Source organism: Streptomyces sp. NPDC047072, from assembly GCF_040643855.1.
Classification (GTDB): domain Bacteria; phylum Actinomycetota; class Actinomycetes; order Streptomycetales; family Streptomycetaceae; genus Streptomyces.
Genome location: NZ_JBEYVC010000177.1, coordinates 1 through 21,787, shown reverse-complemented (window position 1 = coordinate 21,787; position 21,787 = coordinate 1). Strand labels below are relative to the sequence as shown.

Annotated in this window: 23 protein-coding genes; 13 read left to right on the top strand and 10 right to left on the bottom strand. The window is 72.1% G+C overall.

The features are described 5' to 3' along the window. Both ABZ896_RS43465 and gap read left to right on the top strand, forming a co-directional pair. Window positions 1–518, top strand: a 518-nt coding sequence (locus ABZ896_RS43465; protein WP_360941624.1) for a helix-turn-helix domain-containing protein, incomplete at its 5' end; no start/stop codon positions are given. Window positions 519–628: 110 nt separating this feature from the next. Beyond that, the gene (gap, locus tag ABZ896_RS43460) at window positions 629–1,624 is read left to right on the top strand and encodes a type I glyceraldehyde-3-phosphate dehydrogenase (protein WP_360941621.1); all 996 of its coding nucleotides are present in this window, start codon (window positions 629–631) and stop codon (window positions 1,622–1,624) included. A 6-nt stretch (window positions 1,625–1,630) separates the two neighbouring features. Here gap and ABZ896_RS43455 read toward each other — a convergent pair whose 3' ends face one another. The 3 genes from ABZ896_RS43455 to ABZ896_RS43445 all read right to left on the bottom strand — a co-directional run bounded on the left by ABZ896_RS43455 (window position 1,631) and on the right by ABZ896_RS43445 (window position 5,309). Continuing rightward, window positions 1,631–3,952: a Tat pathway signal sequence domain protein gene (locus ABZ896_RS43455; protein ID WP_360941618.1), complete on the bottom strand. Its 2,322-nt coding sequence runs from the start codon at window positions 3,950–3,952 to the stop codon at window positions 1,631–1,633. 113 nt (window positions 3,953–4,065) lie between these two features. Further along, a complete protein-coding gene (locus ABZ896_RS43450) occupies window positions 4,066–4,941 on the bottom strand; it encodes a PfkB family carbohydrate kinase (RefSeq protein WP_360941615.1) in 876 nt (291 codons plus the stop codon). After that, on the bottom strand, window positions 4,941–5,309 hold the full coding sequence (locus tag ABZ896_RS43445) for a VOC family protein (protein WP_360941612.1): 369 nt from the start codon (window positions 5,307–5,309) through the stop codon (window positions 4,941–4,943). Before ABZ896_RS43445 ends, ABZ896_RS43450 begins: the two co-directional genes overlap by 1 nt. 63 nt (window positions 5,310–5,372) lie before the next feature. Here ABZ896_RS43445 and ABZ896_RS43440 point away from each other — a divergent pair, with 63 nt between their 5' ends. Then, the gene (locus tag ABZ896_RS43440; protein ID WP_360941609.1) at window positions 5,373–5,831 is read left to right on the top strand and encodes a MarR family transcriptional regulator; all 459 of its coding nucleotides are present in this window, start codon (window positions 5,373–5,375) and stop codon (window positions 5,829–5,831) included. Between the two features lie 44 nt (window positions 5,832–5,875). Then, window positions 5,876–6,892 (top strand): P1 family peptidase, encoded by a 1,017-nt coding sequence (locus ABZ896_RS43435; protein WP_360941606.1) that lies wholly within the window; start codon window positions 5,876–5,878, stop codon window positions 6,890–6,892. Here ABZ896_RS43435 and ABZ896_RS43430 read toward each other — a convergent pair. Then, entirely contained in the window at window positions 6,876–7,760 is an 885-nt protein-coding gene (locus tag ABZ896_RS43430) for an NAD(P)-dependent oxidoreductase (protein WP_360941603.1), read from the bottom strand. The two genes, ABZ896_RS43435 and ABZ896_RS43430, sit on opposite strands and share 17 nt — an antisense overlap. Window positions 7,761–7,860: 100 nt before the next feature. Here ABZ896_RS43430 and ABZ896_RS43425 point away from each other — a divergent pair, with 100 nt between their 5' ends. Then, on the top strand, window positions 7,861–8,457 hold the full coding sequence (locus tag ABZ896_RS43425; protein ID WP_360941600.1) for a TetR/AcrR family transcriptional regulator: 597 nt from the start codon (window positions 7,861–7,863) through the stop codon (window positions 8,455–8,457). On the opposite strand, the gene ABZ896_RS43420 is transcribed toward ABZ896_RS43425, so the two are convergent. The 5 genes from ABZ896_RS43420 to ABZ896_RS43400 are packed head-to-tail and all read right to left on the bottom strand — an operon-like array spanning window position 8,387 to window position 13,551. Continuing rightward, complete coding sequence (locus tag ABZ896_RS43420; RefSeq protein WP_360941597.1) at window positions 8,387–9,298, bottom strand: STM4011 family radical SAM protein; 912 nt, start codon at window positions 9,296–9,298, stop codon at window positions 8,387–8,389. The two genes, ABZ896_RS43425 and ABZ896_RS43420, sit on opposite strands and share 71 nt — an antisense overlap. Window positions 9,299–9,307: 9 nt before the next feature. Continuing rightward, entirely contained in the window at window positions 9,308–10,633 is a 1,326-nt protein-coding gene (locus ABZ896_RS43415) for an STM4012 family radical SAM protein (RefSeq protein WP_360941594.1), read from the bottom strand. Then, a complete protein-coding gene (locus ABZ896_RS43410) occupies window positions 10,630–11,445 on the bottom strand; it encodes an STM4013/SEN3800 family hydrolase (protein WP_360941633.1) in 816 nt (271 codons plus the stop codon). Before ABZ896_RS43410 ends, ABZ896_RS43415 begins: the two co-directional genes overlap by 4 nt. 7 nt (window positions 11,446–11,452) lie before the next feature. Then, the gene (locus ABZ896_RS43405) at window positions 11,453–12,580 is read right to left on the bottom strand and encodes an STM4014 family protein (protein ID WP_360941591.1); all 1,128 of its coding nucleotides are present in this window, start codon (window positions 12,578–12,580) and stop codon (window positions 11,453–11,455) included. A gap of 11 nt (window positions 12,581–12,591) precedes the next feature. Continuing rightward, window positions 12,592–13,551: an STM4015 family protein gene (locus ABZ896_RS43400; RefSeq protein WP_360941588.1), complete on the bottom strand. Its 960-nt coding sequence runs from the start codon at window positions 13,549–13,551 to the stop codon at window positions 12,592–12,594. A 169-nt stretch (window positions 13,552–13,720) separates the two neighbouring features. Here ABZ896_RS43400 and ABZ896_RS43395 point away from each other — a divergent pair, with 169 nt between their 5' ends. The 8 genes from ABZ896_RS43395 to ABZ896_RS43360 all read left to right on the top strand — a co-directional run bounded on the left by ABZ896_RS43395 (window position 13,721) and on the right by ABZ896_RS43360 (window position 20,622). Further along, the gene (locus tag ABZ896_RS43395) at window positions 13,721–14,047 is read left to right on the top strand and encodes a hypothetical protein (RefSeq protein ID WP_360941585.1); all 327 of its coding nucleotides are present in this window, start codon (window positions 13,721–13,723) and stop codon (window positions 14,045–14,047) included. A 28-nt stretch (window positions 14,048–14,075) separates the two neighbouring features. Then, window positions 14,076–15,122, top strand: coding sequence for a DUF6745 domain-containing protein (locus ABZ896_RS43390; protein WP_360941630.1), 1,047 nt, complete (start codon window positions 14,076–14,078; stop codon window positions 15,120–15,122). Between the two features lie 73 nt (window positions 15,123–15,195). Continuing rightward, window positions 15,196–15,633, top strand: a complete 438-nt coding sequence (locus ABZ896_RS43385) for a hypothetical protein (RefSeq protein ID WP_360941582.1) — start codon at window positions 15,196–15,198, stop codon at window positions 15,631–15,633. Window positions 15,634–15,720: 87 nt separating this feature from the next. Further along, window positions 15,721–16,560, top strand: a complete 840-nt coding sequence (locus tag ABZ896_RS43380; protein ID WP_360941579.1) for a SigB/SigF/SigG family RNA polymerase sigma factor — start codon at window positions 15,721–15,723, stop codon at window positions 16,558–16,560. Window positions 16,561–16,791: 231 nt separating this feature from the next. Next, window positions 16,792–18,015, top strand: coding sequence for a fused response regulator/phosphatase (locus tag ABZ896_RS43375; RefSeq protein ID WP_360941576.1), 1,224 nt, complete (start codon window positions 16,792–16,794; stop codon window positions 18,013–18,015). 35 nt (window positions 18,016–18,050) lie between these two features. Then, on the top strand, window positions 18,051–19,664 hold the full coding sequence (locus tag ABZ896_RS43370; RefSeq protein ID WP_360941573.1) for an ATP-binding protein: 1,614 nt from the start codon (window positions 18,051–18,053) through the stop codon (window positions 19,662–19,664). Continuing rightward, on the top strand, window positions 19,661–20,110 hold the full coding sequence (locus tag ABZ896_RS43365; protein ID WP_360941570.1) for a response regulator: 450 nt from the start codon (window positions 19,661–19,663) through the stop codon (window positions 20,108–20,110). The genes ABZ896_RS43370 and ABZ896_RS43365 overlap by 4 nt, the downstream gene beginning before the upstream one ends. Window positions 20,111–20,187: 77 nt before the next feature. Further along, window positions 20,188–20,622: a hypothetical protein gene (locus tag ABZ896_RS43360; protein ID WP_360941567.1), complete on the top strand. Its 435-nt coding sequence runs from the start codon at window positions 20,188–20,190 to the stop codon at window positions 20,620–20,622. A 470-nt stretch (window positions 20,623–21,092) separates the two neighbouring features. Here the strand turns inward: ABZ896_RS43360 and ABZ896_RS43355 are convergent, their stop codons facing one another. Then, entirely contained in the window at window positions 21,093–21,764 is a 672-nt protein-coding gene (locus ABZ896_RS43355) for a hypothetical protein (protein WP_360941627.1), read from the bottom strand. Between the last annotated feature and the right edge of the window lie 23 nt (window positions 21,765–21,787).

Here is a 21,787-nt window from a genome sequence, read left to right as displayed (position 1 = left end):
CGGCTCGCGGCGCGCGGGGACGTGGAGATCGTGCTGCCGCTGCACAAGAGCCCGGCCGTACGGGACTGCACATCCTGCGCGGCGACCTCGGCGTGGCCGCCTCCAACCACGCCGCCCGGCGCCTGGTCGCCGCCCCGTACCGCAGCGGCGGCCAGGCCCAGTACGTACCGCGCAGCGTCCCCGAACCGCTCGGCGAGCGGTTCGCCGCCACCCGGGAGTGGGCCCTGCACCGGCTCGACGAACCCCTCAGCCTCGAAGCGCTCGCGGAACACGCGGCCGTGTCGGCGCGCACCTTCTCCCGGCGCTTCGCCGAGGACACCGGATACACCCCCATGCAGTGGGTGATGCGCGCCCGGATCGACCGGGCCCGCGAACTGCTGGAGCGGTCGCAGCGCAGCGTCGAGCAGATTGCCAACGACGTGGGCCTGGGCACCGGTTCGAACCTGCGGATGCACTTCCAGCGCATCCTGGGGACGACGCCGAGCGAGTACCGGCGGACCTTCACCAAGGGTGAATAGCCGCGTGGCGTGATCCTTGCGAACCATGGCGCTCACGCCACGGCCACGCCCGCCCGGGCCGCGCGAAGGTGGAGTCGAACCGCAGGGACACTCACGAGGGACTTCCACTCATGACTCGCATCGCCATCAACGGATTCGGCCGCATCGGGCGCAACGTGCTGCGCGCCCTGCTGGAACGCGACACCGACCTGGAGATCGTCGCCGTCAACGACCTCACGGAGCCCACCGCCCTCGCCCGTCTGCTCGCCTTCGACAGCACCTCCGGTCGGCTCGGCCGCCCGGTCTCGGTCGACGGCGATGTCCTGGTCGTCGACGGCCGCCGGATCAAGGTGCTCGCCGAGCGCGAGCCCGCCGACCTGCCCTGGGCCGACCTCGGCGTCGACATCGTCCTGGAGGCGACCGGCCGCTTCACCTCCGCCAAGGCCGCTCGCGCCCACCTCGACGCGGGCGCGAAGAAGGTGCTGGTCAGCGCGCCCTCGGACGGCGCCGACGTCACCCTCGCCTACGGCGTCAACACCGACGCCTACGACCCGGACGTCCACACGATCGTCTCGAACGCCTCCTGCACCACCAACGCCCTCGCCCCGCTGGCCGCGGTCCTCGACGACCTCGCCGGCATCGAGCACGGCTTCATGACGACGGTGCACGCCTACACCCAGGAGCAGAACCTCCAGGACGGCCCCCACCGCGACCCGCGCCGCGCCCGCGCCGCCGGCGTCAACATCGTGCCGACCACGACCGGTGCCGCCAAGGCCATCGGCCTGGTGCTGCCGAACCTGGACGGCAAGCTGTCCGGCGACTCGATCCGGGTCCCCGTCCCGGTCGGCTCGATCGTCGAGCTCAACACGACCGTCGCCCGTGACGTGACCCGCGAGGAGGTCATCGCCGCCTACCGCACCGCGGCCGAGGGCCCGCTGGCCGGTGTCCTCGAGTACTCCGAGGACCCGCTGGTCTCCTCCGACATCACGGGCAACCCGGCCTCCTCCATCTTCGACTCCGCCCTCACCCGCGTCGACGGCCGCCACGTCAAGGTGGTCGCCTGGTACGACAACGAGTGGGGCTTCTCGAACCGTGTGATCGACACCCTGGGCCTCCTCGCCGGCTGATCCCGCTCAGCCGAGGGGCAGCCCCCAGCGCGGGGCGGTGCCGTTCGACCGCACCGGGGCGACCGTCAGATCGGGACGGTCGCCCTTCGCCGTGATCAGCGCCGACTCGCCTTTGCGCAGGGCGATTCGAACGGCACCGTCCCCCGCGTCGGTGTACCGCAGCGGACGCCCCCGCCCGTCCCGTACGTCGATCGCCCCCGCGATGCCATGCCGTACGACACAGGGGGCGCCCGCCTCGCTGACCAGCCGGACCCAGCGGGTGGCCCCGCCCTCCCGGCGCGCGCCGAGCAGGAAGGCGCCCTGGGTGCGGAAGTCGTGCACGACCAGGTCCGACCAGGCGGCGGGCAGCGCCGGGAACACCCTGATCACCCCGCCCCACGACTGGCAGACCATGTCGAACAGCGACTGGACCGCCGACAGGGGCGTCTCGATGACCGGCCCCGACTCCTGGTACATGGTGTTGGGGCGGATGAAGCGCGTCATCAGCTCGCCGAGATAGACGAGCGCGTCCTCGCCCTTGCCGAGCAGCGCCGACATCGAGGCCGCGCCGGTGAAGGTGTAGCCCTGGAGAGCGCCCTCGAAGCCCACCCAGTGCGCCAACGACCGCTCGATCAGGGCGCGTTCGTCGGGTGTCCGCCCGGTCACCTCGTACAGCGGGTAGACGGCGAGCAGATGCGAGTAGTGCCGGTGCGACTTCGCGAAGGGGATGTCCGCGCCGATCATGAAGCCGTTCCCGTCCGTCGGATACGGTGTCCGCCGCGCGAGTACCTCACGCCAGCGCGGTGCCAACGGGTCGTCGATGCCGAGGAGTTCGGCGGAGTCGAGCAGGGTGCGACAGCCCCAGGTGAGCAGCATCAGGTCGTAGGTGCAGTCGCGCGAGTCGCCGCCGTACTCGGGGGAGAAGGTGGCGGGCAGATGCAGCCTGCCGTCCGTGCCGGGTTCCAGGAAGTGCAGGTAGTAGTTGATCGCCCGGCGGAGCAGCGGGAAGACGACGTCCCGCAGGATCGATTCGTCCATGGTGTGCCGGTAGCTGAGCCAGACGTTGTGCAACGCCCAGGTCAGATTGCCGACTTCGGGGGTCGGCGGGTCCTGGCCCGGGATGCCGACGCCGTACCCCATGAGAGGGCTGACCGCGCCGTTGACCAGGTGGGGATCGGTGGTGCGGGGGATGCCGAGCGAATCGGCGCGGTACGGCTGCGGGGTCTCGGCCGCGAGGTTGTCCCGGAACTCGCTCAACGCCCGGGTGATCGCGTCGAGTTCGAGGTGGTTGGAGCCGTGGACGAGCCAGTACTCCAGCTGGGCGTTGAGGTTCCACCAGGTGTTGGGCCAGGGCGTGGGCTCCAGCCAGGGACCGCTCGTCGCCATGACCGGAGCGTCGCGGCGGGCCGCGGAGGCGGTCTTGTACAGCTGGATCCAGTAGAAGCGCTGGATACGGGCGTCGGGCAGGGAGAGGAAGCTCTTGCGATAGTAGGCGTGCCACCATGCGCGATGTCCCACCGCCAGAGCGGAGTAGGGGAGTTGTGCGACCGAGCGGACCACCTTGAGGGCCCTGCTGAGAGCCGTTTTCCGCGGATACGAGTGCGCGACGTGCACATACAGCGTCCGCGCCGGCCCTCTGCCCCGCTCCTGCCAGGCGGTGACATGCTCCCCGCCCGCCAGCAACGGCTGTACGGCGGCGGTCACTTCGCCGTGCTCGGCGATCTGCGCCGGCGGATTGCCCTGATAACCGTCCGGCAGCGGCTTGAAGGCGGCCCGCGGGCTGATCGCGTCCGCCGGATGGAACACCCAGCGGAAGTCCCGCTCGCCCTTGCTCGCCGTCACCTCCACCGCGAGCACCGACCGGTCGTTGTGGACCAGCGCACGCAGCTTCAGCGTGCCCTTCTCCGTGGTGAGCGTGCCGGTCAACTCGGCGTCCCGCAGGGACAGTCGCCAGTCGATGCCGGTGATGGCGCCCACCGGCTCCAGCGTGAAGTACCCGATCGGCAGCCGGGCTAGTCCGAAGAGCGAGCCGAACTCGGGGCGGTGGTCCTGCACTTCGGAGTGCTGGACGTTGAAGCGCACGGCTCTTCCCGCGGAGCCCGGCTCGGCGTAGATGCCGGAACCGAGGAACCCGTTGCCGAGGAAGGGCCCCTCGTACCAGGCCGTCGGCATCCGCTGCCAGACCATGTCGGCGTCGTCGAGCACCGCACGCCAGGGATCGAGGGAGGGCCTGGAGTCCGCGGCCGCGGCCTGTGCGGGCAGGCCTGTCGTCAGCAGTGCGCCACCCACCGCGGAGCCGGTGGCGAGGACGGTCCGTCTGGACGGGTCGGGGGGCAAGGAAGAGGGCATCGTCGTCTCCAGACGAACTCGTCAAGTCATCGGAGCTTTCCCGCGATGCAACATAGGGATGGGGTTTGGGTGCGTCAATGGAAAGGGATAGATCCGATGTGTCGACGGATCGATCAATCCCGCAGCATCCAGGCCCGGGTACCGAACGACGTGCACGCCCGAGACGCCACCACGGCGGCTCGCCGTAGCGCCTCGACGAACCCCGGAGAGGTCACCTTCCCCTGATCCGCCAGCTCGTGGGCGAGGGCCCCATGGAGGACGTCGCCCGCGCCGAGCGTGTCCACCACCCGGACGGCAGGCACCTCCACCTCGCCCCCGCCCTCGGGACCCTCCCACTCGATCGGCTGTCCTCCCCGACTGACCGCGGCCCAGGCGACCCCCTGCTCCCGCAGGAACCGCAGGGGGTCGTCGGAACCGGGCGGACGGAAGCCGGCGGAGCACACGGCCACGTCGATGAACGGCAGCAGCTCTTCCGTACCGGCCTTCCAGCTGCCCCCGTCGAGCACGGTCCGACGGCCGGCGGCCCGTGCGGCACGGGCGGTGGCCACAGCGAGGTCCATGTGATGGCCGTCGAACTCGACGATGTCGTACTCCGCCACCAGCTCGTCGATGTCGTCGGGCGGGATCAGCTGATGCCGCGTCGCGTTGGTCGAGGCGACGGCGCGCTCCCCGCTCGACGCGGTCACCAGGATCGACGACACGGCGGGCGGCGCGGACGAGGCGCCCGCCAGATCCGTCACGGACACACTGGCCCGCTCCAGGTCCGCCGACACCGCCTGCCCCAGCGGATGCGAGCCGATCGCGGTGACGAGCCGGGCCGCACCGCCGAGGTGGGCAAAGGCCACGGCCGCGTTCGCCGCCGGACCGCCCGCGGCGACGACCTGGTCGCGTGCGGTGAGTTTCTCGTCGGCACCCGGTACCCGGTCGACGAGTTGAACGACGTCGAGCGTGGCCAGCCCGACGAACAGACCCCTGCCCGGTCGCGTCATCAGGTGCGGTCGTGGAGGGTGACGTGGTAGCCGTCCGGGTCGGCGAAGGTGAAGGTGCGGCCGAAGGGGCCGTCGATCGGTGCGGAGACGATGGTGTGGCCGTCGGCGGCGAGCGCGTCGTGGATGGCCTGGACCTCGGTGGCGTGGAGCCAGATCGCCGCGCCGATGCCCGGCTGGGAGACGGAGGCGAGGTCGGTCCCGGGGATGACGTCGCGCAGGGCGAACGCGATCGGCTTCGTCTCGAAGACGACGGCGTGCGGAGGTCCGGCCGGCGAGCGGACGAGGCCCAGGTACCGCTCGTAGAACGCCTGCGAGGCGTCGAGGTCGCGGACCTGGAACGAGATGAAGTCGGGGCCGGTGGCGGGCATGATGGCGCTCCTTGCTTTCGTGTCAGTTTTCTGACATGCCTCAAGCTATGTCAGAATGCTGACATGAGTCAAGAAGGCGTCGGCGTCGACCTGGAGACGTCCCTGGGCTACCTGCTCAAAGAGGCATCGAGCGCGCTGCGCACGGCCATGGAGGAAGTGCTGCGGCCGCTCGGGATGAGCGTGACCCACTACTCCTGCCTCGAACTGCTGGCACAACGCCCCGGCCTGTCGAACTCCGAACTCGCGCGGGGCGCGTTCGTGACCCGGCAGACGATGAACGTGCTGCTCCAGGCCCTGGAACGCGACGGCTACGTCACCAGGCCCGCCGAAGCCCCCGTCGGGAAGGCGCTCCCCGCGCGGCTCACCCCGCGCGGCCGGCGAAGCCTGGAGGCGGCGAGCGCGGCCGTCCGTTCCGTCGAGGCCAGAATGCTGGCCGGCCTGACCGGGGCCGAGCAGTCGGAGGCGTTCCGGATCCTGCGGAGCATGATCCATTCCTTGCACGGTGACGGCGAGGGCGCGTAGCCCGAGACGCGGACCTTCGCTCGACCCTGGATACTCTGCCGTCCATGCGCGCTCGTGATCTCGGAATCGGTATCGGTGACCTGCCCACGGGAGCGCACAACGCGCTCACGGACGTCCCCGGCGTCCGGGTCGGCCACACCACCCTCGTTGACCCGCCCCGCGTCCACAGCGGAGTCACCGCCATCGTCCCCGACGGCGTGGGCCCGGACAGTCCTCGCCCGGCCGGGGTCTTCGTCGGCAACGGCTACGGCAAGCTGCTCGGCAGCACCCAGATCGCCGAACTCGGCGCGCTGGAGACCCCGGTCCTGCTCACCTCGACCCTGTCGGCGTTCCGGGCCGCCGACGCCCTGGTCGGCTGGATGCTGGAGCGGCCCGAGGGCGCGACCGCGCGCAGCCTCAACCCGGTCGTGGGGGAGTGCAACGACGGTCTCCTGTCCGACATCCGCTCCCGCCCGGTCCGGGAGGAACACGTCCGTGCCGCACTCGACACCGCGACGGACGGACCGGTCGTCGAGGGCTCGGTCGGCGCGGGCACCGGCACCTGCGCGCTCGGCTTCAAGGCGGGCATCGGCACCTCCTCGCGGCGCGTCGGGATCGCGGGCGAGGAGACGACGCTCGGCGTGCTCGTCCAGGCCAACTTCGGCGGCACCCTGCGGGTGCTGGGCCGTACGGTCACCCCCGCCGACGTCGGTCTGCCCGTGCCCGACCCGCTTGCGGACACCGGCTCCTGCATGATCGTGACCGCCACCGACGCACCCCTGGACGCCCGCCAACTGACCAGGCTGGCCCGCCGTTCGGTCTACGCCCTGGCCCGGGTCGGCGCCGCCTACGGCCACGGCAGCGGCGACTACGGCCTCGCCTTCGGCACCCGGCCCCTCGGCACGCCCGCCGGTCCCGCCGTCGTCCCCGACGACCGGCTCGACGTGCTCTTCACGGCCGTACTGGACGCCGTGGAGGAAGCCGTCCTCAACTCCCTGCTGACCGCTACGACGACCACCGGCCCGCGGGGCGACACCCGCCACGCGCTGCCGGGCGGAGCGCTCCTCAAGCGGGGCCGGTGAAGTCGGTGCGCGCCTCCAGGGCCCGCAGCACCGCCACCATGTCCCCGCCACCGTGCCCCTGCTCGACGGTCTCGCCGTACAACGCGTGGCAGACGTCGAGCAGCGGCGAGGCCAGATCGGCCTTGCGGGCGGCCTCCGCGATGAGCCGGTTGTTCTTGAGCACGTCCGCGGCGCCGGCCTGAACCGTGAAGTCACCGGCCACCAGCTTCGCCGCCTTCACCCGGGAGACCGCGCTGGCCATGGGCCCCGCGTCCAGGACGTCCCGGAACAGCCGCCGGTCGAGCCCGTGCCGGTCGGCGAAGTGAAAGGCCTCGGTGAGACCGGTGACCATCGTGATCAGGAACAGGTTCACCGCGAACTTCATCAGCAGCGCGCCCGGTACCGCTCCGCACGCGAACACCTCCCGGCACATGGGGGCGAGCAGCGGCCGTACGACCGCCACGGCGTCCTCGTCACCCGCCAGCATCGCCACCAGCTCACCCTGCTCGGCCGGGACACGCGAGCCGGAGACCGGGGCCTCGACGTAACGCCCGCCGGCGGCCCGGATGCCGTCCTGGAGGGCCTGGGAGTACTCGGCCGAGGTGGTGCCCATGTGGACGACGAGGCGAGCGGCGACACGCGAGGCGAACTGGGGTGTGCCACGGCCGAGCACCACGTCGACCGCGCCCTCGTCGGCCAGCATGAGGAACACCGTCCCGGCCCGCTCGAAGACCTCGCCGGGATCCGACGCGACCTCGGCGCCCGCCGCGCGCAGGGCCTCGCACCGGTCGGCGGTGCGGTTCCACACGATCAGGGGCGTCCCGGCACGGGCGAGGTTCAGTGCCATGGGCCGGCCCATCACGCCCAGGCCGATGAATCCCACGTCCATGAGCAACCACCATCTCCGCGGCCAGTCGGTATGACAGCGGTCATAGTAGCCTGCGCTATGACGGCGGTCATAGGGTGAGCGTTCGAACCGGAGGTGGGGAATGACGGCGACCGAAAGAGGCGCGCGCGAGCGGATGGTGTTCAGCGCGGCCCAGCTCATCCGGCGCGACGGCGTCGCCGCCACGGGTATGCGCGAGGTCGCCGCCCACGCGGGCGCGCCGCGGGGTTCGCTCCAGCACTACTTCCCCGGCGGCAAGGAACAGCTGGTCAACGAGGCGGTGGGCTGGGCGGGCCGGTACGCGGGCAACCGCGTGGACCGCTTCCTCGCCGCTCTGTCCGAACCGACACCCGGCGGCCTCTTCGCCGAGATGGTCCGCCAGTGGACGGACGAGTACGAGTCCGAGGGCTACGCGGGCGGCTGCCCGGTGGCCGCCGCCACGGTGGACTGGGCGGAGACCACCGCGTCCACGCGCGAGGCGGCGGCCGCGGCGTTCGCGACCTGGACTGACGCGGTGGCCGGGGCCCTCGCCGACATGGGCGTGCCCGCGGAGCGGAGCGCACCCCTGGCCACGCTCATGATCAGCTCCCTGGAGGGGGCGATCCTCGTCGCCCGGACCGAACGGGACGTCAGGGCGCTGCGGACAGTGGCAGCCGAACTCGGGCCGCTCCTGGACGCGGCGGTACGACGGGACCCGTGACGGCGGCCGGGACGCGCTCCAGGACCCCGCCCGCGAACACGTCGTACAACGGCAGCGTCTCCAGGTGCACATACCCGATGTGGCAGTCGCACACGGCCAGCGGACACGGCCGTGGCCGCAGGGCCGCCCGGTACGAGCCGTCGTAGAGGTTGCCCAGCTCGGCCCGGACGAAGTGGCAGCGCCGGACCGTGCCGTCGCCGTCGACCGAGATCACCGACTCGCCGGTGCGGCAGGGGAGTCCGGCGCTGGCGTGCGGATGGCGGCTGTAGGGGAAGAGCGGGTCGAGCGCGGTCCACTCCTCCGCCTCGGCGTCCTGATAGGTGTGCCCCTCGGCCGCGTTGATCCACAGATAGACGTGGTCGGGCAGCTCGGCGCGCAACCGCCTTGCCGCGTCGAGGTGTTCGGGCAGCCCGACGACCCCGACGCTGAACCGGACCTCCCGGTCGGCCAGTTCACGGCACTTGGCGAGGAAGCGGTCGTACGGCGTCTGTCCCGGGTGGTACGTGCACCACAGGGCGAGGGTGTCCCGGTCGGCGTCGGCCAGCCAGTCCGTGCGGCAGCTGAGGTTGGTCTGGATGGCGACCCGGCGGATGTGCGGCAGCCGCGACAGCTCGACGAGCGTGCGCCGGTACCAGGAACGCACCAGTCCCTCGCCCCACGGCGTGAACAGCAGCGAGAGCCGGTCGCCGGTCTGCTCACCCGCCCACTGCGCGAAGCGCTCCAACGCGGCGCGGTCGGCCCGCAGTTGGGCGGGGGAGTCGCGGCGCTTGGCGAACGGGCAGTAGGGGCAGTCGTAGTCGCAGGAGGCGAGCGGGCCCCGGTAGAGGACGGTCAGGTCCATGACGGGCCGTCACTTCCTCTCGTACGCGGTCATGGCGGCCCGTACGGCGGGGGAGAACAACTCCGGTCCGATGGCGTCGGAGTGCGCGAGCCCCTCCGGGGTGAGCTGGAGGTGCGCGGAGTCCGGATCGGCCAACCAGCCCTGTTCGGCGAGCCGTTGGAGTTCCGGGCCGAAGTCGTCGGCGGGGTCGCTGCCGAAGCGTACGCGGTAGTCCTCCGTCCTCAACCCCTCGGCCTGGAGCAGGGACTGGAGCAGATGGCGGCGGCGCGCCTCCTGGGCGTCGATGCGGTAACCGACCTCCGCGCGGGTGAAGTCGGCCGTGGCGACGTAGTCGTCGATGATCGCGCGGACCTCGTGCATGCCGACCGCGTAGTCGAACGAGTAGTGCAGACCGCTCGTGTACGACCGTGCCCCGCAGCCGAGTCCGATCATGCCGTCGGTCTGGCAGGCGTAGTCGTCGGCACCCTGGGCCGGGGCGTCGGCCCGGCGGAACATCCGCATGGACTGCTGGACGTACCCCTGCGCGAGGAGGTGGTCGCGGCCCGCGCGGTACAGCCGCAGCCGCTGCTCGTCCCACGCCGGGTCGGGGCCCGCGCCGCGCCTGTCCAGGCCGGTGAGGGGACGGACGTAGAGCGGATACAGGTACAGCTCCTCGGGCCGCCAGGCCAGGGCCGCGTCCAGGGAGTGCCGCCAGGTCTGCTCGGTCTGCCCGTCGATGCCGTAGATGAGGTCGATGTTGAGGACGGGGATGCGCGCGTCCCGGATGCGGCTGAGAGCGGTCTCGACATCGGCGCGGCGCTGCGGGCGTACGGCGGCCCGCGCCTCGGAGTCGACGAAGCTCTGCACGCCGAGGCTGAGGCGGGTGGCGCCGCGGTCCGCGAGGACGGCGAGGCGGTCGGCGGTGGCCGTGGCGGGGGATGCCTCGACGGAGAGCGGGATCGCGCGGAGGTCGGCGCCCATGCGGAGTTCGGCGAGGTCGCAGAGGCGCTCCAGCTCGGCCGCGGTGAGGAAGGTGGGGGTGCCGCCGCCGAAGGCCGCCGTGGCGAACCGGAGGTCGTCGCCGAGAGCGTCGCGGACGGCGCCCGCCTGCCGCTCCAGCGCGTCCAGGTAGGCGCTCGTGAGGCCGTCGGGGGCGCCGATGCGGGTGAAGAGGTTGCAGAAGCCGCAACGGACCTCGCAGAACGGTATGTGCAGGTAGAGCGAGAGGGAGTCCTTGGGTTCGGAAGCCCACAAGTGGTCGAGCGGCGGGCGGTCTTCGAGTCTCCGGTACGCGGTCTTGTGGGGGTAGGCGTACACGTAGTGCTGGTACGGGCTGGTGAGCTGGGCTGTGGTCATCGGGCGGCCTCGGCGGGGTCCAGGAAGAAGTGGGCGTACGGCACGGTCCACACGGACTCGTGGCCGAGGCGGTGGCCGGTGTAGCCGTCGTCGCCGTAGGCGGTGCCGTGGTCGGAGCAGACGATCGCGAAGCAGCGGCGCCGGGAACCCATGGCGGCGAAGAGTCGGCCGATGTGCCGGTCGACGTACTCCAGCGCGGCGGCGTGCGTCTCGCGGGTGTCACCGGCCTCGCGGGTGGCGCCGGGCAGGTGGAACCAGTTCGGCTGGTGCAGCGCGGAGACGTTCACGAAGAGGAACAGCCGCTGTCCGGCGGGGAGTCGGGAGATCACCTGCTCGGCGCGGGTCACCTGGTTCTCGAAGGAGTGCGGCGAGGTGACGCCGAACTCCGTCTCCCAGTGCGACTCGTGGAACAGGGCGGGCAGCACCGAGCCGAGCGGGCCCTGCTTGTTGAAGAAGCCCACGCCCCCGATGCACACGGTGCGGTAGCCCGCCTCGGCCAGTCCGGAGACGAGGTCCGGGGTGTCGTAGACGAAGGTGCCCTCGGCGGTGGTCTCGCTGCCGGCGAAGCTCGCCGCGAACAGCCGCGGATGTGGGCCGGGCGCAGCCGGGGTCGGCAGGAATCCGGCGAAGATCGCCTGGTGGGAGGCGTAGGTGAAGCTCCCCGGCGCGTGCCGCTTCTCCCATTGGCCGCCGGGCAGATGGCGGGTGAGGTTCGGGATGCGACCCTCGGCCGCCAGCTCGACGGCCACGTCGTGGCGCAGTGTGTCGAGGGTGACCAGGAGGAGGTCGTGGTCGCCGACCACCTCGGTCATGTCGGGCTCAGCCATGGGCGGTTCCTGTTCTGTGCGGGTGGAGCGGGCCGCTCTCGGTGTGGCGGCGAAGGGCGGCCGCGACCTGCGCGCCGTACGTGTCCAGGCCCTCGGCGCCGCTGCCGGGCAGGCCGGTGAGCCGGGGCAGCAGATCCCCGAAGGCGTTGACCTCGCCGACGAAGGCCCGGCGCCAGCCGACGGCCGGCAGCAGGTCCACGCCGACGCACAGAGTGCGCGGGAAACAGGCCGCGGCCCGCTCGGACACCTCCAGGAGATCCGCCCAGCGGGCGCCCGCCGCCGCCACGTCCCGGCGGGTCGTGTCGAGGTCGCCACGGGCTCCGCCGAGGTGGAGGTTGGTCAGCGGCGTACGGCTGGTGCGGACCACCGCGTGGGTGGCGCGCCCGGCCACCACGACCACCCTCAGGTCGGCGGCGCGTCCCTCCTGGGAGGCCTTCGGCACCCAGCGTTCGAGATGCAGCCCGTCGGGCGCGAGCGCGTCGACGATGGCCGCGATGTCCTGCTCACGCTCGTAGCGGCGCACCTTCAGGGAGTTGTGCAGGTGACCGTCCGCCGCGACCTCCACGGAGGTGGTGGCCCGGATCCGGCCCCCGCCGCCTGTCTCGACGGCCATGACCCCCGACGCCGACGAGCCGTGGGCGGGCTTCACGAACAACCGGTGCAGCCGGTGCTCGCGCATCAACGCCCGTACGTCGACCCAGCCGCGCACCACCGCGCCCGCGGGGCCCGAGGTGGGGGAAGCGGGCACGGGAACTCCCGCCGCCAGGAGCCTGGCGTGGCAGAGCCGCTTGTCGAACAGGACGGCGAGGTCGTCGGGATCGTCCAGGCGGATGCCGCCGCGCAGGGTGGCCAGCGCGGCGGTGAACCCGGCGTACCAGCGGGCCGAGCCCTCGACCCGGGTCGGGTCCGAGACGCCCCTCAACCACCGGTCCACGTCGGGGTTCTCGCCCGGTGAGTCGATCCGGACGATCTCGTCGGCGGCGAAGCCGGCGCCCCCGTCCCGCAGGACGTCCGTCCAGGCGACGAGCCGCGGGCCGGGCAGACCGGCCGCGCGCACCGCGTCACCGAAGAGGGACACCCGACGGTTCTCGGGATTGCCGACTACCGCGAAACGTGCCATCGAGACGGTGCTCACTCACCCACGGCGACGTAACGCCAGACCGTGCCGTCGTCCTCGGTGTCCTCCTCGGCGTCGTCGCGGTCGAGATCGACCTCGACACCCGAGGCTTCGAAGGTCTCGCGGACGCGCTCCTCGAACGACTTGCTCAGATAGTGGTGGTGCAGGTCCAGCTTCCGGAGATGCGTCAGCGGCTGGCCCCCGAGGAGAGCCGCGGCCCCCTCGTCGGTCAGCACGCCCATGGACAGGTCCAGCACCTCCAGGCGGGCGACCACGGGCGCGGCGGCGACGGCCGCGGCCACGGCATCCTGCATCTCGCTGTTGCGCAGAGCCAGATGACGCAGTCGCGGCAGCCGGGCACCCGACAGGATCGGCTCCAGGTCGGACGCCTCGCTGTCGCCGCCGTAGTCGGGGGTGCCCAGCCACAGGTCGAGGTGCTCCAACGCGGGCAGGTCGCTGGCGCCGATACCGCGCACCACCTCGGCGGGCAGCCCGCCCGTCTCCACGACGAGCCTGCGCAGCGCGCCATGGCTCAGCGAGGTGAACCCCAGATCCGACCCGCCGCGCACGCCGAACTCCTCCAGTGCGGGAAAGCCCTCCAGGAGCGGGGTCACATCGGTCTGGTTGATCCAGGAGATCTCGCACTCCTCCATCACGATGTCGCCGAGGAACAGCGCCCGCAGCGCGGGGAAGCGGTCCTTCGCGTCGAGCAGCGCGGCGATCACGGGAGCGGGGTCCGTGTCGTAGGCCTCGCTCCAGGCGCCCACGATCAGTGCCCGGACCCGGGTGGTGTCGACCGCGGCACAGAAACGGGCGAAGGCCTCGGGCCACTCCTCGTCGGAGTCGTACACGTCGCTCGTGACCCGCCACGCGAAGGACTCCGGTGCGGGCAGGTCGTCCGTCCTGCCCTTCGGCCCGGGGAAGGCGTACGCGGGCAGCCCGTACAACGCGTCGAGGTGGCCATGGATGCTCATGCGGCTGCTCCTGAGGAGGAAGAGTGTGCGGCCTGTGATGTCGCAAGTTCTACCAACAGGCACTGACAACGCCCCTCGGCGGGGCGGGAATCGGGGCGTTGTCAGTGCCTGGCCCTACGGTGCTGGTCATGAGGCCGGTGCGGACGCACCCGGCGGGGAGGGGAGAGCTGTGTACCGACAGGGAGACGTGCTGATCGTGCCCGTCACGGAGGGCTCGGTGCCGGCCCATGTGGCGCACGCGCCGAGGGAGCGGCGCGACGGACGGGGCCGGCTGGTGCTGGCGCTGGGCGAGGTGACCGGCCATGCCCACGCGGTCGTCGGGCCGGGGGAGTTGGTGCGCGAGCCGGGACCGTACGGTCCGCTCCTGCTGCACCTGCCCCAGGGCGGCCGGGTCGTCCACGAGGAGCACGCGGCGATCGCGCTGCCCAAGGGGTGGTACCGGGTGATCAGACAGCGGGAGTACATCCCCGGGTCCGTCCGGATCGTGGCCGACTGAACTGCGCATGATGGAGGGGAACATGACGATGACGGACATCGACACGACCGTGGCGCAGGGGGCTGCCCCTGACAACCTCGGCTCATGGCGTGCCTACGCGACAGCGACCGTCCCGGCCGACCGCGCGGCCGCCGAGCACGGCGTACGCCAGGCCTACCGGCTCGCCGGACTCGTGGAACCCGAACACGTGGTGTGGGCGGACTCCCCGCGCGCGGCCGTCACCCTGATCCGGCAGCTCACGGACCGGGGACCAAGCGTGCGCGAGGCGGTGCGCAACGCTCCCTGGGCCGCCGAACGAGCCCGTCTGCACGCCGAGTTGGGGGCAGCGGGCTGGTCGGCGCACTGGGCGGCGACGGGCGAGCGCCTGTGGGCGTCCGTCCAGCCGCTGGTGGACCGGATCACGACCGGGATCCTGGAGGACGCGGTGGGCCGGGACACCGGCAAGGAGGCGGCCGAACTGCGGCTGCTCCTGCTGGACGCCGTGCTCGGACAGCACGACGCCCCCTGGCTCGCCGCGTTCCCCACCGACGACGGGCCGCTCGGCGCGCTGGCCGAGGTGTGCCGCAGCGCCGGCTGGTGGTGGCCCTTCGCCCGGGTGGCGGTGCTGACGGAGCGCCCCGTGGCCCTGCACCGCGACGAGGCGGGCCGCCTCGACCACGGCGCGGGCCCGGCCCTCGCCTACCCCGACGGCTTCGCCCTGCACGCCTGGCGCGGCATGGCCGTACCCGCCGCCTTCCTCGCGGAACTGTCCACGCTCACCCCGGAGCGGATCCGCGCCGAGGAGAACGCCGAGCTGCGCCGGGTGATGCTGGAGTACTACGGCTACGACCGCTACCTCGCCGACTCGGACGCCCAGCCCGTCCACCGGGACGAGACCGGCATCCTGTGGCGCATCGACCTGGTCGACGACGAGGCCGTGGTCATGGTGGAGGTGGTCAACTCCACCCCCGAGCCGGACGGCACCCACCGCACGTACTGGCTGCGCGTACCACCGACCACCCGGACGGCGAAGGAGGGCGTGGCCTGGACGTTCGGGCTGGTCTCCGAGGTGTACGAACCGGTACAGGAGACCTGAAAAGGAATATTCCCGATATGTGCCGTGTCGGCTGACGCGCCTATCATGAAGGTGTCGGACCGAGGAGGCACCGATGAGCACTCGACCGAAATCCTCTGTGCTCGGCGGCCCCCGGCAGGCGGTCCTCGCGGCCGCCGCGCTCGCCGCCGTCACCGTCCTCGCCACCGCCGCCCCGGCGCTCGCCCAGCCCGCCGCCACACCCCAGCAGGGCCGGGTCTACGCGTGGATCAGTGACGGATGGGGCGGCGGCACCGTCACCAGCACCCCGGCCGGGATCAACTGCCACACCACGGCCTGGGACCCCTACGCCGAGGGCGCGGAGGCGCCGTACCCCACCGGAACGTGCGACGCGAGCTTCCCGGTGGGCACGACCGTCACCTTCACCGCAACCCCGGACCCGGGCTCGTACCTCAATGGCGATCCCTACCCGACGAGCCTGCGTGTCTCGCCCGGCTACAACCCCGTGTGGGTCATGTTCTGCCCGCAGGACGGACTCTGCTCCAGCTGGTGACCAACCACACTCCGGCCGAAGGGGCATGGTGAGGCGAGTCGCGGGTAAACGGCGCCAGGACAACCGGAACCACAGGATGGGCGGACGATGACGACGTCGGTGACGACTGGCACGGGTACGACGACGCTTCCGGAGGTGGAGAACCCCGCACAGGTGACGCCGCAGGACGCCAGGGAGCTGACGCGCGTGTTCCTGGAGCGGTTGGCCGTGCTCGAGGAGGGGACCGACGAATACCAGTACGCGCGCAACACCCTGATCGAGATGAACATCTCGCTCGTGCGCTACGCGGCCGCCCGCTTCCGCAGCCGCGGCCCCGAGGAGCGCGAGGACATCGTCCAGGTCGGCATGATCGGACTGATCAAGGCGATCGACCGCTTCGAGGTCTCCCGCGAGGTCGAGTTCACCTCCTTCTCGGTTCCCTACATCGTGGGCGAGATCAAGCGGTTCTTCCGCGACACCTCCTGGGCGGTGCATGTGCCCCGCCGGCTCCAGGAGGCCCGCGTCGAGCTGGCCCGCGCCACCGACGAACTCACCAGCCGACTGGGCCGCACCCCCACCGTGCGCGAGCTGTCGGAGCTGATGAGCCTGTCCGAGGACGAGGTCGTCGAAGCCCGGATGGCGGCCAACGGCTACACCTCTGCCTCCCTGGACGCGACGCTCGGCACCGGCGAGGACGGCGAGAGCGTCCTCGCGGACTTCGTCGGCGCCGAGGACACGGCGCTCGACCTCGTCGAGGATGTCCAGGCACTGGCCCCGCTCATCGGCGAACTCGGCGACCGCGACCGCCTCCTGCTGCACCTGCGCTTCGTCGAGGAGCGGACCCAGGCCGAGATCGGCGAGCGCCTCGGCGTCTCCCAGATGCATGTGTCGCGGCTGCTCACCAAGGTGCTGGGACGGCTGCGGACGGGCCTTCTGACCACCCGGTGAGACCGGGAGCCGGACCACCGCAGCGACGCCACCCCCGCACGAGCGCGGGGTGTGGCGTTGTTCTGTGCGTCACGTGCGTTGCCGGGTTTCACCGGCTGCCGTCGGGGGCACTTGCGTTCCTTCCGGCAAGGACCGGTGAAGATCGAATCGTCGTTCCGGCCGCACCCCACCGTTGCCCTCGGCAGCGTCCGGCGGCAGGCGGGACATACACGGGGTGGAAGGGGCGGGAACATGGTGACGTCGCTGACAGGGGCAGCCCGGTCGGCGTCCAGAGGACAGCCGGACATCGTGGCGGCGTGGGAGCAGTGGCAGCCCACCGTCCTCCTGGTCGAGGACGACCCCGGCGACGCACTGCTCGTGGAGGAGCTCGTCGCCGACGGCGCGCTGAAGATGGACCTGCGCTGGGTGCGCTCGATGACGGAGGCCGCCGAGACGCTCGCCGGCCAGGTGCCCGACTGCGTCCTGCTGGATCTGCACCTGCCGGACGCCCAGGGACTGGAGGCGGTCTCCCGGGTCCGCGAACTCGCCGACCAGGTGGCCGTCGTGGTCCTCACCGGGCTCGCCGAGGAGCAGACCGGGCTCGCCGCGGTCGCCGCCGGCGCCCAGGACTACCTCGTCAAGGGCCGGGTGGAACCCGAGCTGTTCGGACGGGCGGTGCGCTACGCGATCCAGCGCAAGCACGCCGAGCAGGCCGCGGTCGCCCTCCGGGCCAGCGCGATGCAGGCCCAGGAGAACGCCCGCCTGGAACGGGGGCTGCTGCCCCGGCCCTTGCTGCGCGCCGAAGGCGTCCGGGTCGTGGCCCGCTACCGCCCCGGACGCGCCCAGGCGCTGCTCGGCGGCGACTTCTACGACATCGTGCAGAGCGCCGACGGCACCGTCCACGCCCTCGTCGGAGACGTCTCCGGGCACGGGCCGGACGAGGCCGCGCTCGGCGTCGCCCTGCGGATCGCCTGGCGCACCCTCGTCCTCAGCGGCATCACCGGCGCCGAGCAGATGAGCCGCCTCGAAGAGCTGCTGATGGCCGAACGGGCCCGCGACGAGGTCTTCGCCACCCTGGTGAGCCTGGCCGCCGTGCCCGGGGAACAGGAGGCCCGCGTGGTCCGGGCCGGCCACCACGGACTGCTGCGCCGCACCGGCGAGGACGTCGAGTGGGTGGAGGTGCCCGGCGGACCCGCGCTCGGCATGGTCCCCGGCGGCGCCTGGTGGCCGACCGCCGAACTGCCGGTCCCGGCCGGCTCGTCGGTGATGCTCTTCACCGACGGCCTCTTCGAGGGCCATGTCGACCACGGCCCCGAACGCCTGGGCGAGGAAGGCCTGTTGGCCCTGGCCCGGGAAGGCGCGGGCCTGGACGCGGAGCCCTTCGTGGACCGCCTGATCGAGCGGGCCGAGACCCTGGCCGAGGCACGCGGCGGACTCGCCGACGACGTGGCCGTCGTCCATCTGAACTGGAACTGAGCGCGAAAGCGGTGGCGGAGCACAACGTGAGACACATGAAGGACAGGCCGCGCGGTCGCGGCCGGCTGACCGTGCAGGGCTGGTTCTACCTGGTCCTGGCCGTCATGACCTTGCTGGTCGTGGTCGGCAGCGTGATCGGCGCGAACCTGATGGAGCGCACGGCCGACGCCAGTGACCGGCTGCTGCGGCGCGTCCAGCCGGCCCAGACCGAGGCCTACCGGCTCCAAGGGGCCCTCGTCGACCAGGAGTCGGGCATCCGCGGCTACGCCATCGCCGCCGACCGGCAGTTCCTCGATCCCTACACCCAGGGCAAGCAGGACGAGACGAGTGCCGCCGCCCGGCTGCGCACCCTCGTCGGCGACCAGCCGCAACTCCTCGCGGATCTGGAGGAGATCCAGCGGCAGGCGGCCGACTGGCGCCGCACCTACGCCGATCCGCTGGCCGCCTCGGTCACCCCCGGCAGCCCCAAGCAGCCGGACCGGCAGAAGGCCGAACAGGGCAGGAAGGACTTCGACCGGCTGCGCACCCTGTGGGACCGGCAGAACACCGACCTCGCGACGGCGGTCCGCGACGGCCGTGACCACCTCGCCCACGAACGCATCGTGCGCGATTCGGTCCTGGCCGGCATGGTGGCCGCCTTCCTGCTGGCCGGAGTGGCCTGCGCCGTCCTCGTCCGGCTTCTGATCACCCGCCCCCTGGAGGCGCTGCGCACGGCATCCGAACGCGTCTCGGGGGGCGACTTCTCGTACGTCATCACCGGCGCCGGACCCGCCGACCTGACCGCGCTCGCCGACGCCGTCGAAGGCATGCGCTGGCACATCATGGCCGAACTCGAGGCCTCCCACGAGCACCGGGAGACGCTGACCCGGCAGACCGCGGACCTGGACGCCCAGGCCGTGGAACTGCGCCGCTCCAACGCCGAGTTGGAGCAGTTCGCCTACGTCGCCTCCCACGACCTCCAGGAGCCCCTGCGCAAGGTCGCCTCCTTCTGCCAGCTCCTGGAGAAGCGCTACGGCGATCAGCTCGACGAACGCGCCCTGCAGTACATCGACTTCGCCGTCGACGGCGCCCGGCGCATGCAGGTGCTCATCAACGACCTGCTGACCTTCTCCCGGGTCGGACGCGTCAACGACGACCGTGTGCCCGTAGGACTCGACCAGGCGCTGGACAAGGCGCTGCGCAACCTCGGCGCCGCCGTCGAGGAGAGCGGCGCCCGCGTCGACCGCCCCGAGCAGCTTCCCGAAGTCGTCGGCGACCCCACCCTGTTGACCATGCTCTGGCAGAACCTGGTCGGCAACGCCGTCAAGTTCCGTCACCCCGACCGCACTCCGCACGTCGCCGTCACCTGCGACCCGGACCCGGACGACCCCGCCAACCTGCTCCTGACCGTCACGGACAACGGCATCGGCATCCCCGAGCAGTTCACCGAGAAGGTCTTCGTCATCTTCCAGCGACTGCACGGACGCGACGCGTACGGGGGGACCGGCATCGGTCTCGCCCTGTGCAAGAAGATCGTGGAGCACCATGGTGGCAGGATCTGGATCGACACCGCCCGCACGGACGGCACCCGCTTCCGCTTCACCCTCCCGTCCCCGGCCGAGAACCCGGACGGGGCGCGGACCGACACCGAGGAAAAGGCCCTTACATGACCACCCCGGCCGCCAATCCCATCGACGTGCTCCTCGTGGAGGACGACCCCGGCGACGAGCTGATGACCCGTGAGGCCTTCGAGGACAACAGGATAGGCAACACGCTGCACGTCGTCCGGGACGGCGAGGAGGCCCTGGACTTCCTCTACCGCCGCGGCGAACACACCGGCGCGCCCCGGCCCGACCTGATCCTGCTCGACCTGAACCTGCCCAAGTACGACGGCCGGCAGGTCCTGGAGAAGATCAAGTCCGACCCGGAGCTGTCCCACATCCCGGTCGTCGTGCTCACCACCTCCGCGGCCGAGGAGGACATCCTGCGCAGCTACAAGCTCCACGCCAACGCCTATGTGACCAAGCCGGTCGATCTGGACCAGTTCATCGCCGCGGTCCGCCAGATCGACGACTTCTGGGTCCAGGTCGTACGGCTGCCCCGGCACGGGCTGTAGGCGAAGCCCGCGGCCGACGCCCGTTGTCGAAGCCGCCGTGGCCGAACGTGTTTGCCGTCGCGGCGAGCGGCAACGCGATGTCCATGACTGAATCGAACGACCAGACGAATCAAGATTCCGCGGCCGTACGGGAGACGGCGGCCAAGGCCCGGCGCGGTACGGCGAAGGCGACCGCCCCGGCGTCGAAGGCGGCCGGCAAGGCCGCGGCCAAGACCGACGACGTGGCGTCGGCGGGCAAGGACGCGGCCGAGAGCACGGCCACCGCGGTCGGCGGGGCCGCGCACACCGCCGCCAGGAGTGTCGAGGCGGGCCGGCAGACCGTGGTGGCCGCCTCGGGGCAGGCGGCGGCCCTGGCCAAGACGGCCTGGACGGTGATCGGCCAGCGCAAGCTCATCGCCGCGGGCGTGGGCGCGGGCCTGACGGTCCTGAGCGCCGGCTCGTACGCGGCGGGCCGACGCGCGGGCCGCCACCCGCAGGGCCCGATCACCCGCCTGACCGGCGGCCGCATCTGACGACCGGGTGACGGCACCGCCACGGGACGGCTCCGCCACGGGACGGCTCCGCCATGGGAACGGCAGCGCTACCAGGACGGCTCCGCCAAGGGGACGGCACTGCCTCGGGACGGATCCGCCAGGGAAACGGCGGCGCTACCGGGACGGCTCCGCCACGGGACGGCTCCGCCAAGGGAACGGCAGCGCTACCAGGACGGCTCCGCCAAGGGAACGGCACCGCCACGGGACGGATCCGCCAGGGAAACGGCGGCGCTCCCGAGATGGCACCGCCACCGGGATGGCATCGCCACCGGGACGCTCCGCAACCGGACGGCCCCGCCACCCGGGCGGGCCGTCCTCCGGCGGCCGCCGGCTTCCCGTCCGCGTCGCCCTGCATGGGGCGCCCGGCCCGCGTTGCCTCGCACCGGCCGCTGCCCTCCAGTCGACGAACCCCTTCACCGGGTGCCGTCTTCAGGCGGGGCGGCCACGCGTCAGGATCTCTGTGACAGCAGTTCGTCCAGGCGGGTGCCCGCGCCCCAGCGCCGCAGTGCGGAGCCGTCGAGGAGGCGGGTCCGGCCGTCGCGCCGTGCCCACCGGACGTCGCGCGCGGTGAAGGCGCCCCGGTGCACGACCAGACGCAGCCCCGCCTCCTCGTCGCCCCGGTGCAGCCGGGGATGGGGGACCTCCTCGTCAGGGAGGGGCTCCGCCACCGGCCGGAAGGCGACGTCGAGTTGGTGACCGGAGGTGTCCCGCGCGCACAGCAGCGGCCGTTCCGCCGCGGGCAGCAGCCGTACCCGCCAGCCGTCCCGCCGGAGCATCCGCGCCACGGCCAACGCGAGCCCCTGCGTGTCGAGTTCGAACAGCTCGTCGGGGGTGTAGTAGCCCAGTCGGCGGCGCGCGCCGGGACGCCCGAGCCGGACCCCGACCGCGACGACGAGCGCCAGCAACAGCACACCGGCGACCGGGACGACCGGCCCTACGGTGCGGTAGCCCACGGTCAGCCCGGCGACGACGGCGCAGGCGACGACCACCAGCCCGACGAAGGCCGGCAGCACGTCACGGAACCGGGGCCCGTACCGTCCCTGGGCGCGCAGCCGGCGCACGGCAAGCGCAGCAAGGAGCAGCTGGCCGCCATCCGGACCTGGGCGCGCGCCAACGGCCACCAGGTCGCCGACGCCGGGGTGAT

Coding starts and splice junctions, on each gene's coding strand:
- ABZ896_RS43445 (WP_360941612.1), bottom strand. CDS start 5,309: ATGCCCGCCACCGGCCCCGACTTCATCTCGTTCCAGGTCCGCGACCTC.
- ABZ896_RS43370 (WP_360941573.1), top strand. CDS start 18,051: ATGAAGGACAGGCCGCGCGGTCGCGGCCGGCTGACCGTGCAGGGCTGG.
- ABZ896_RS43430 (WP_360941603.1), bottom strand. CDS start 7,760: ATGGACGTGGGATTCATCGGCCTGGGCGTGATGGGCCGGCCCATGGCA.
- ABZ896_RS43405 (WP_360941591.1), bottom strand. CDS start 12,580: ATGGCACGTTTCGCGGTAGTCGGCAATCCCGAGAACCGTCGGGTGTCC.
- ABZ896_RS43385 (WP_360941582.1), top strand. CDS start 15,196: ATGAGCACTCGACCGAAATCCTCTGTGCTCGGCGGCCCCCGGCAGGCG.
- ABZ896_RS43415 (WP_360941594.1), bottom strand. CDS start 10,633: ATGACCACAGCCCAGCTCACCAGCCCGTACCAGCACTACGTGTACGCC.
- ABZ896_RS43365 (WP_360941570.1), top strand. CDS start 19,661: ATGACCACCCCGGCCGCCAATCCCATCGACGTGCTCCTCGTGGAGGAC.
- gap (WP_360941621.1), top strand. CDS start 629: ATGACTCGCATCGCCATCAACGGATTCGGCCGCATCGGGCGCAACGTG.
- ABZ896_RS43375 (WP_360941576.1), top strand. CDS start 16,792: ATGGTGACGTCGCTGACAGGGGCAGCCCGGTCGGCGTCCAGAGGACAG.
- ABZ896_RS43380 (WP_360941579.1), top strand. CDS start 15,721: ATGACGACGTCGGTGACGACTGGCACGGGTACGACGACGCTTCCGGAG.
- ABZ896_RS43390 (WP_360941630.1), top strand. CDS start 14,076: ATGACGGACATCGACACGACCGTGGCGCAGGGGGCTGCCCCTGACAAC.
- ABZ896_RS43440 (WP_360941609.1), top strand. CDS start 5,373: ATGAGTCAAGAAGGCGTCGGCGTCGACCTGGAGACGTCCCTGGGCTAC.
- ABZ896_RS43360 (WP_360941567.1), top strand. CDS start 20,188: ATGTCCATGACTGAATCGAACGACCAGACGAATCAAGATTCCGCGGCC.
- ABZ896_RS43410 (WP_360941633.1), bottom strand. CDS start 11,445: ATGACCGAGGTGGTCGGCGACCACGACCTCCTCCTGGTCACCCTCGAC.
- ABZ896_RS43450 (WP_360941615.1), bottom strand. CDS start 4,941: ATGACGCGACCGGGCAGGGGTCTGTTCGTCGGGCTGGCCACGCTCGAC.
- ABZ896_RS43420 (WP_360941597.1), bottom strand. CDS start 9,298: ATGGACCTGACCGTCCTCTACCGGGGCCCGCTCGCCTCCTGCGACTAC.
- ABZ896_RS43400 (WP_360941588.1), bottom strand. CDS start 13,551: ATGAGCATCCATGGCCACCTCGACGCGTTGTACGGGCTGCCCGCGTAC.
- ABZ896_RS43435 (WP_360941606.1), top strand. CDS start 5,876: ATGCGCGCTCGTGATCTCGGAATCGGTATCGGTGACCTGCCCACGGGA.
- ABZ896_RS43455 (WP_360941618.1), bottom strand. CDS start 3,952: ATGCCCTCTTCCTTGCCCCCCGACCCGTCCAGACGGACCGTCCTCGCC.
- ABZ896_RS43425 (WP_360941600.1), top strand. CDS start 7,861: ATGACGGCGACCGAAAGAGGCGCGCGCGAGCGGATGGTGTTCAGCGCG.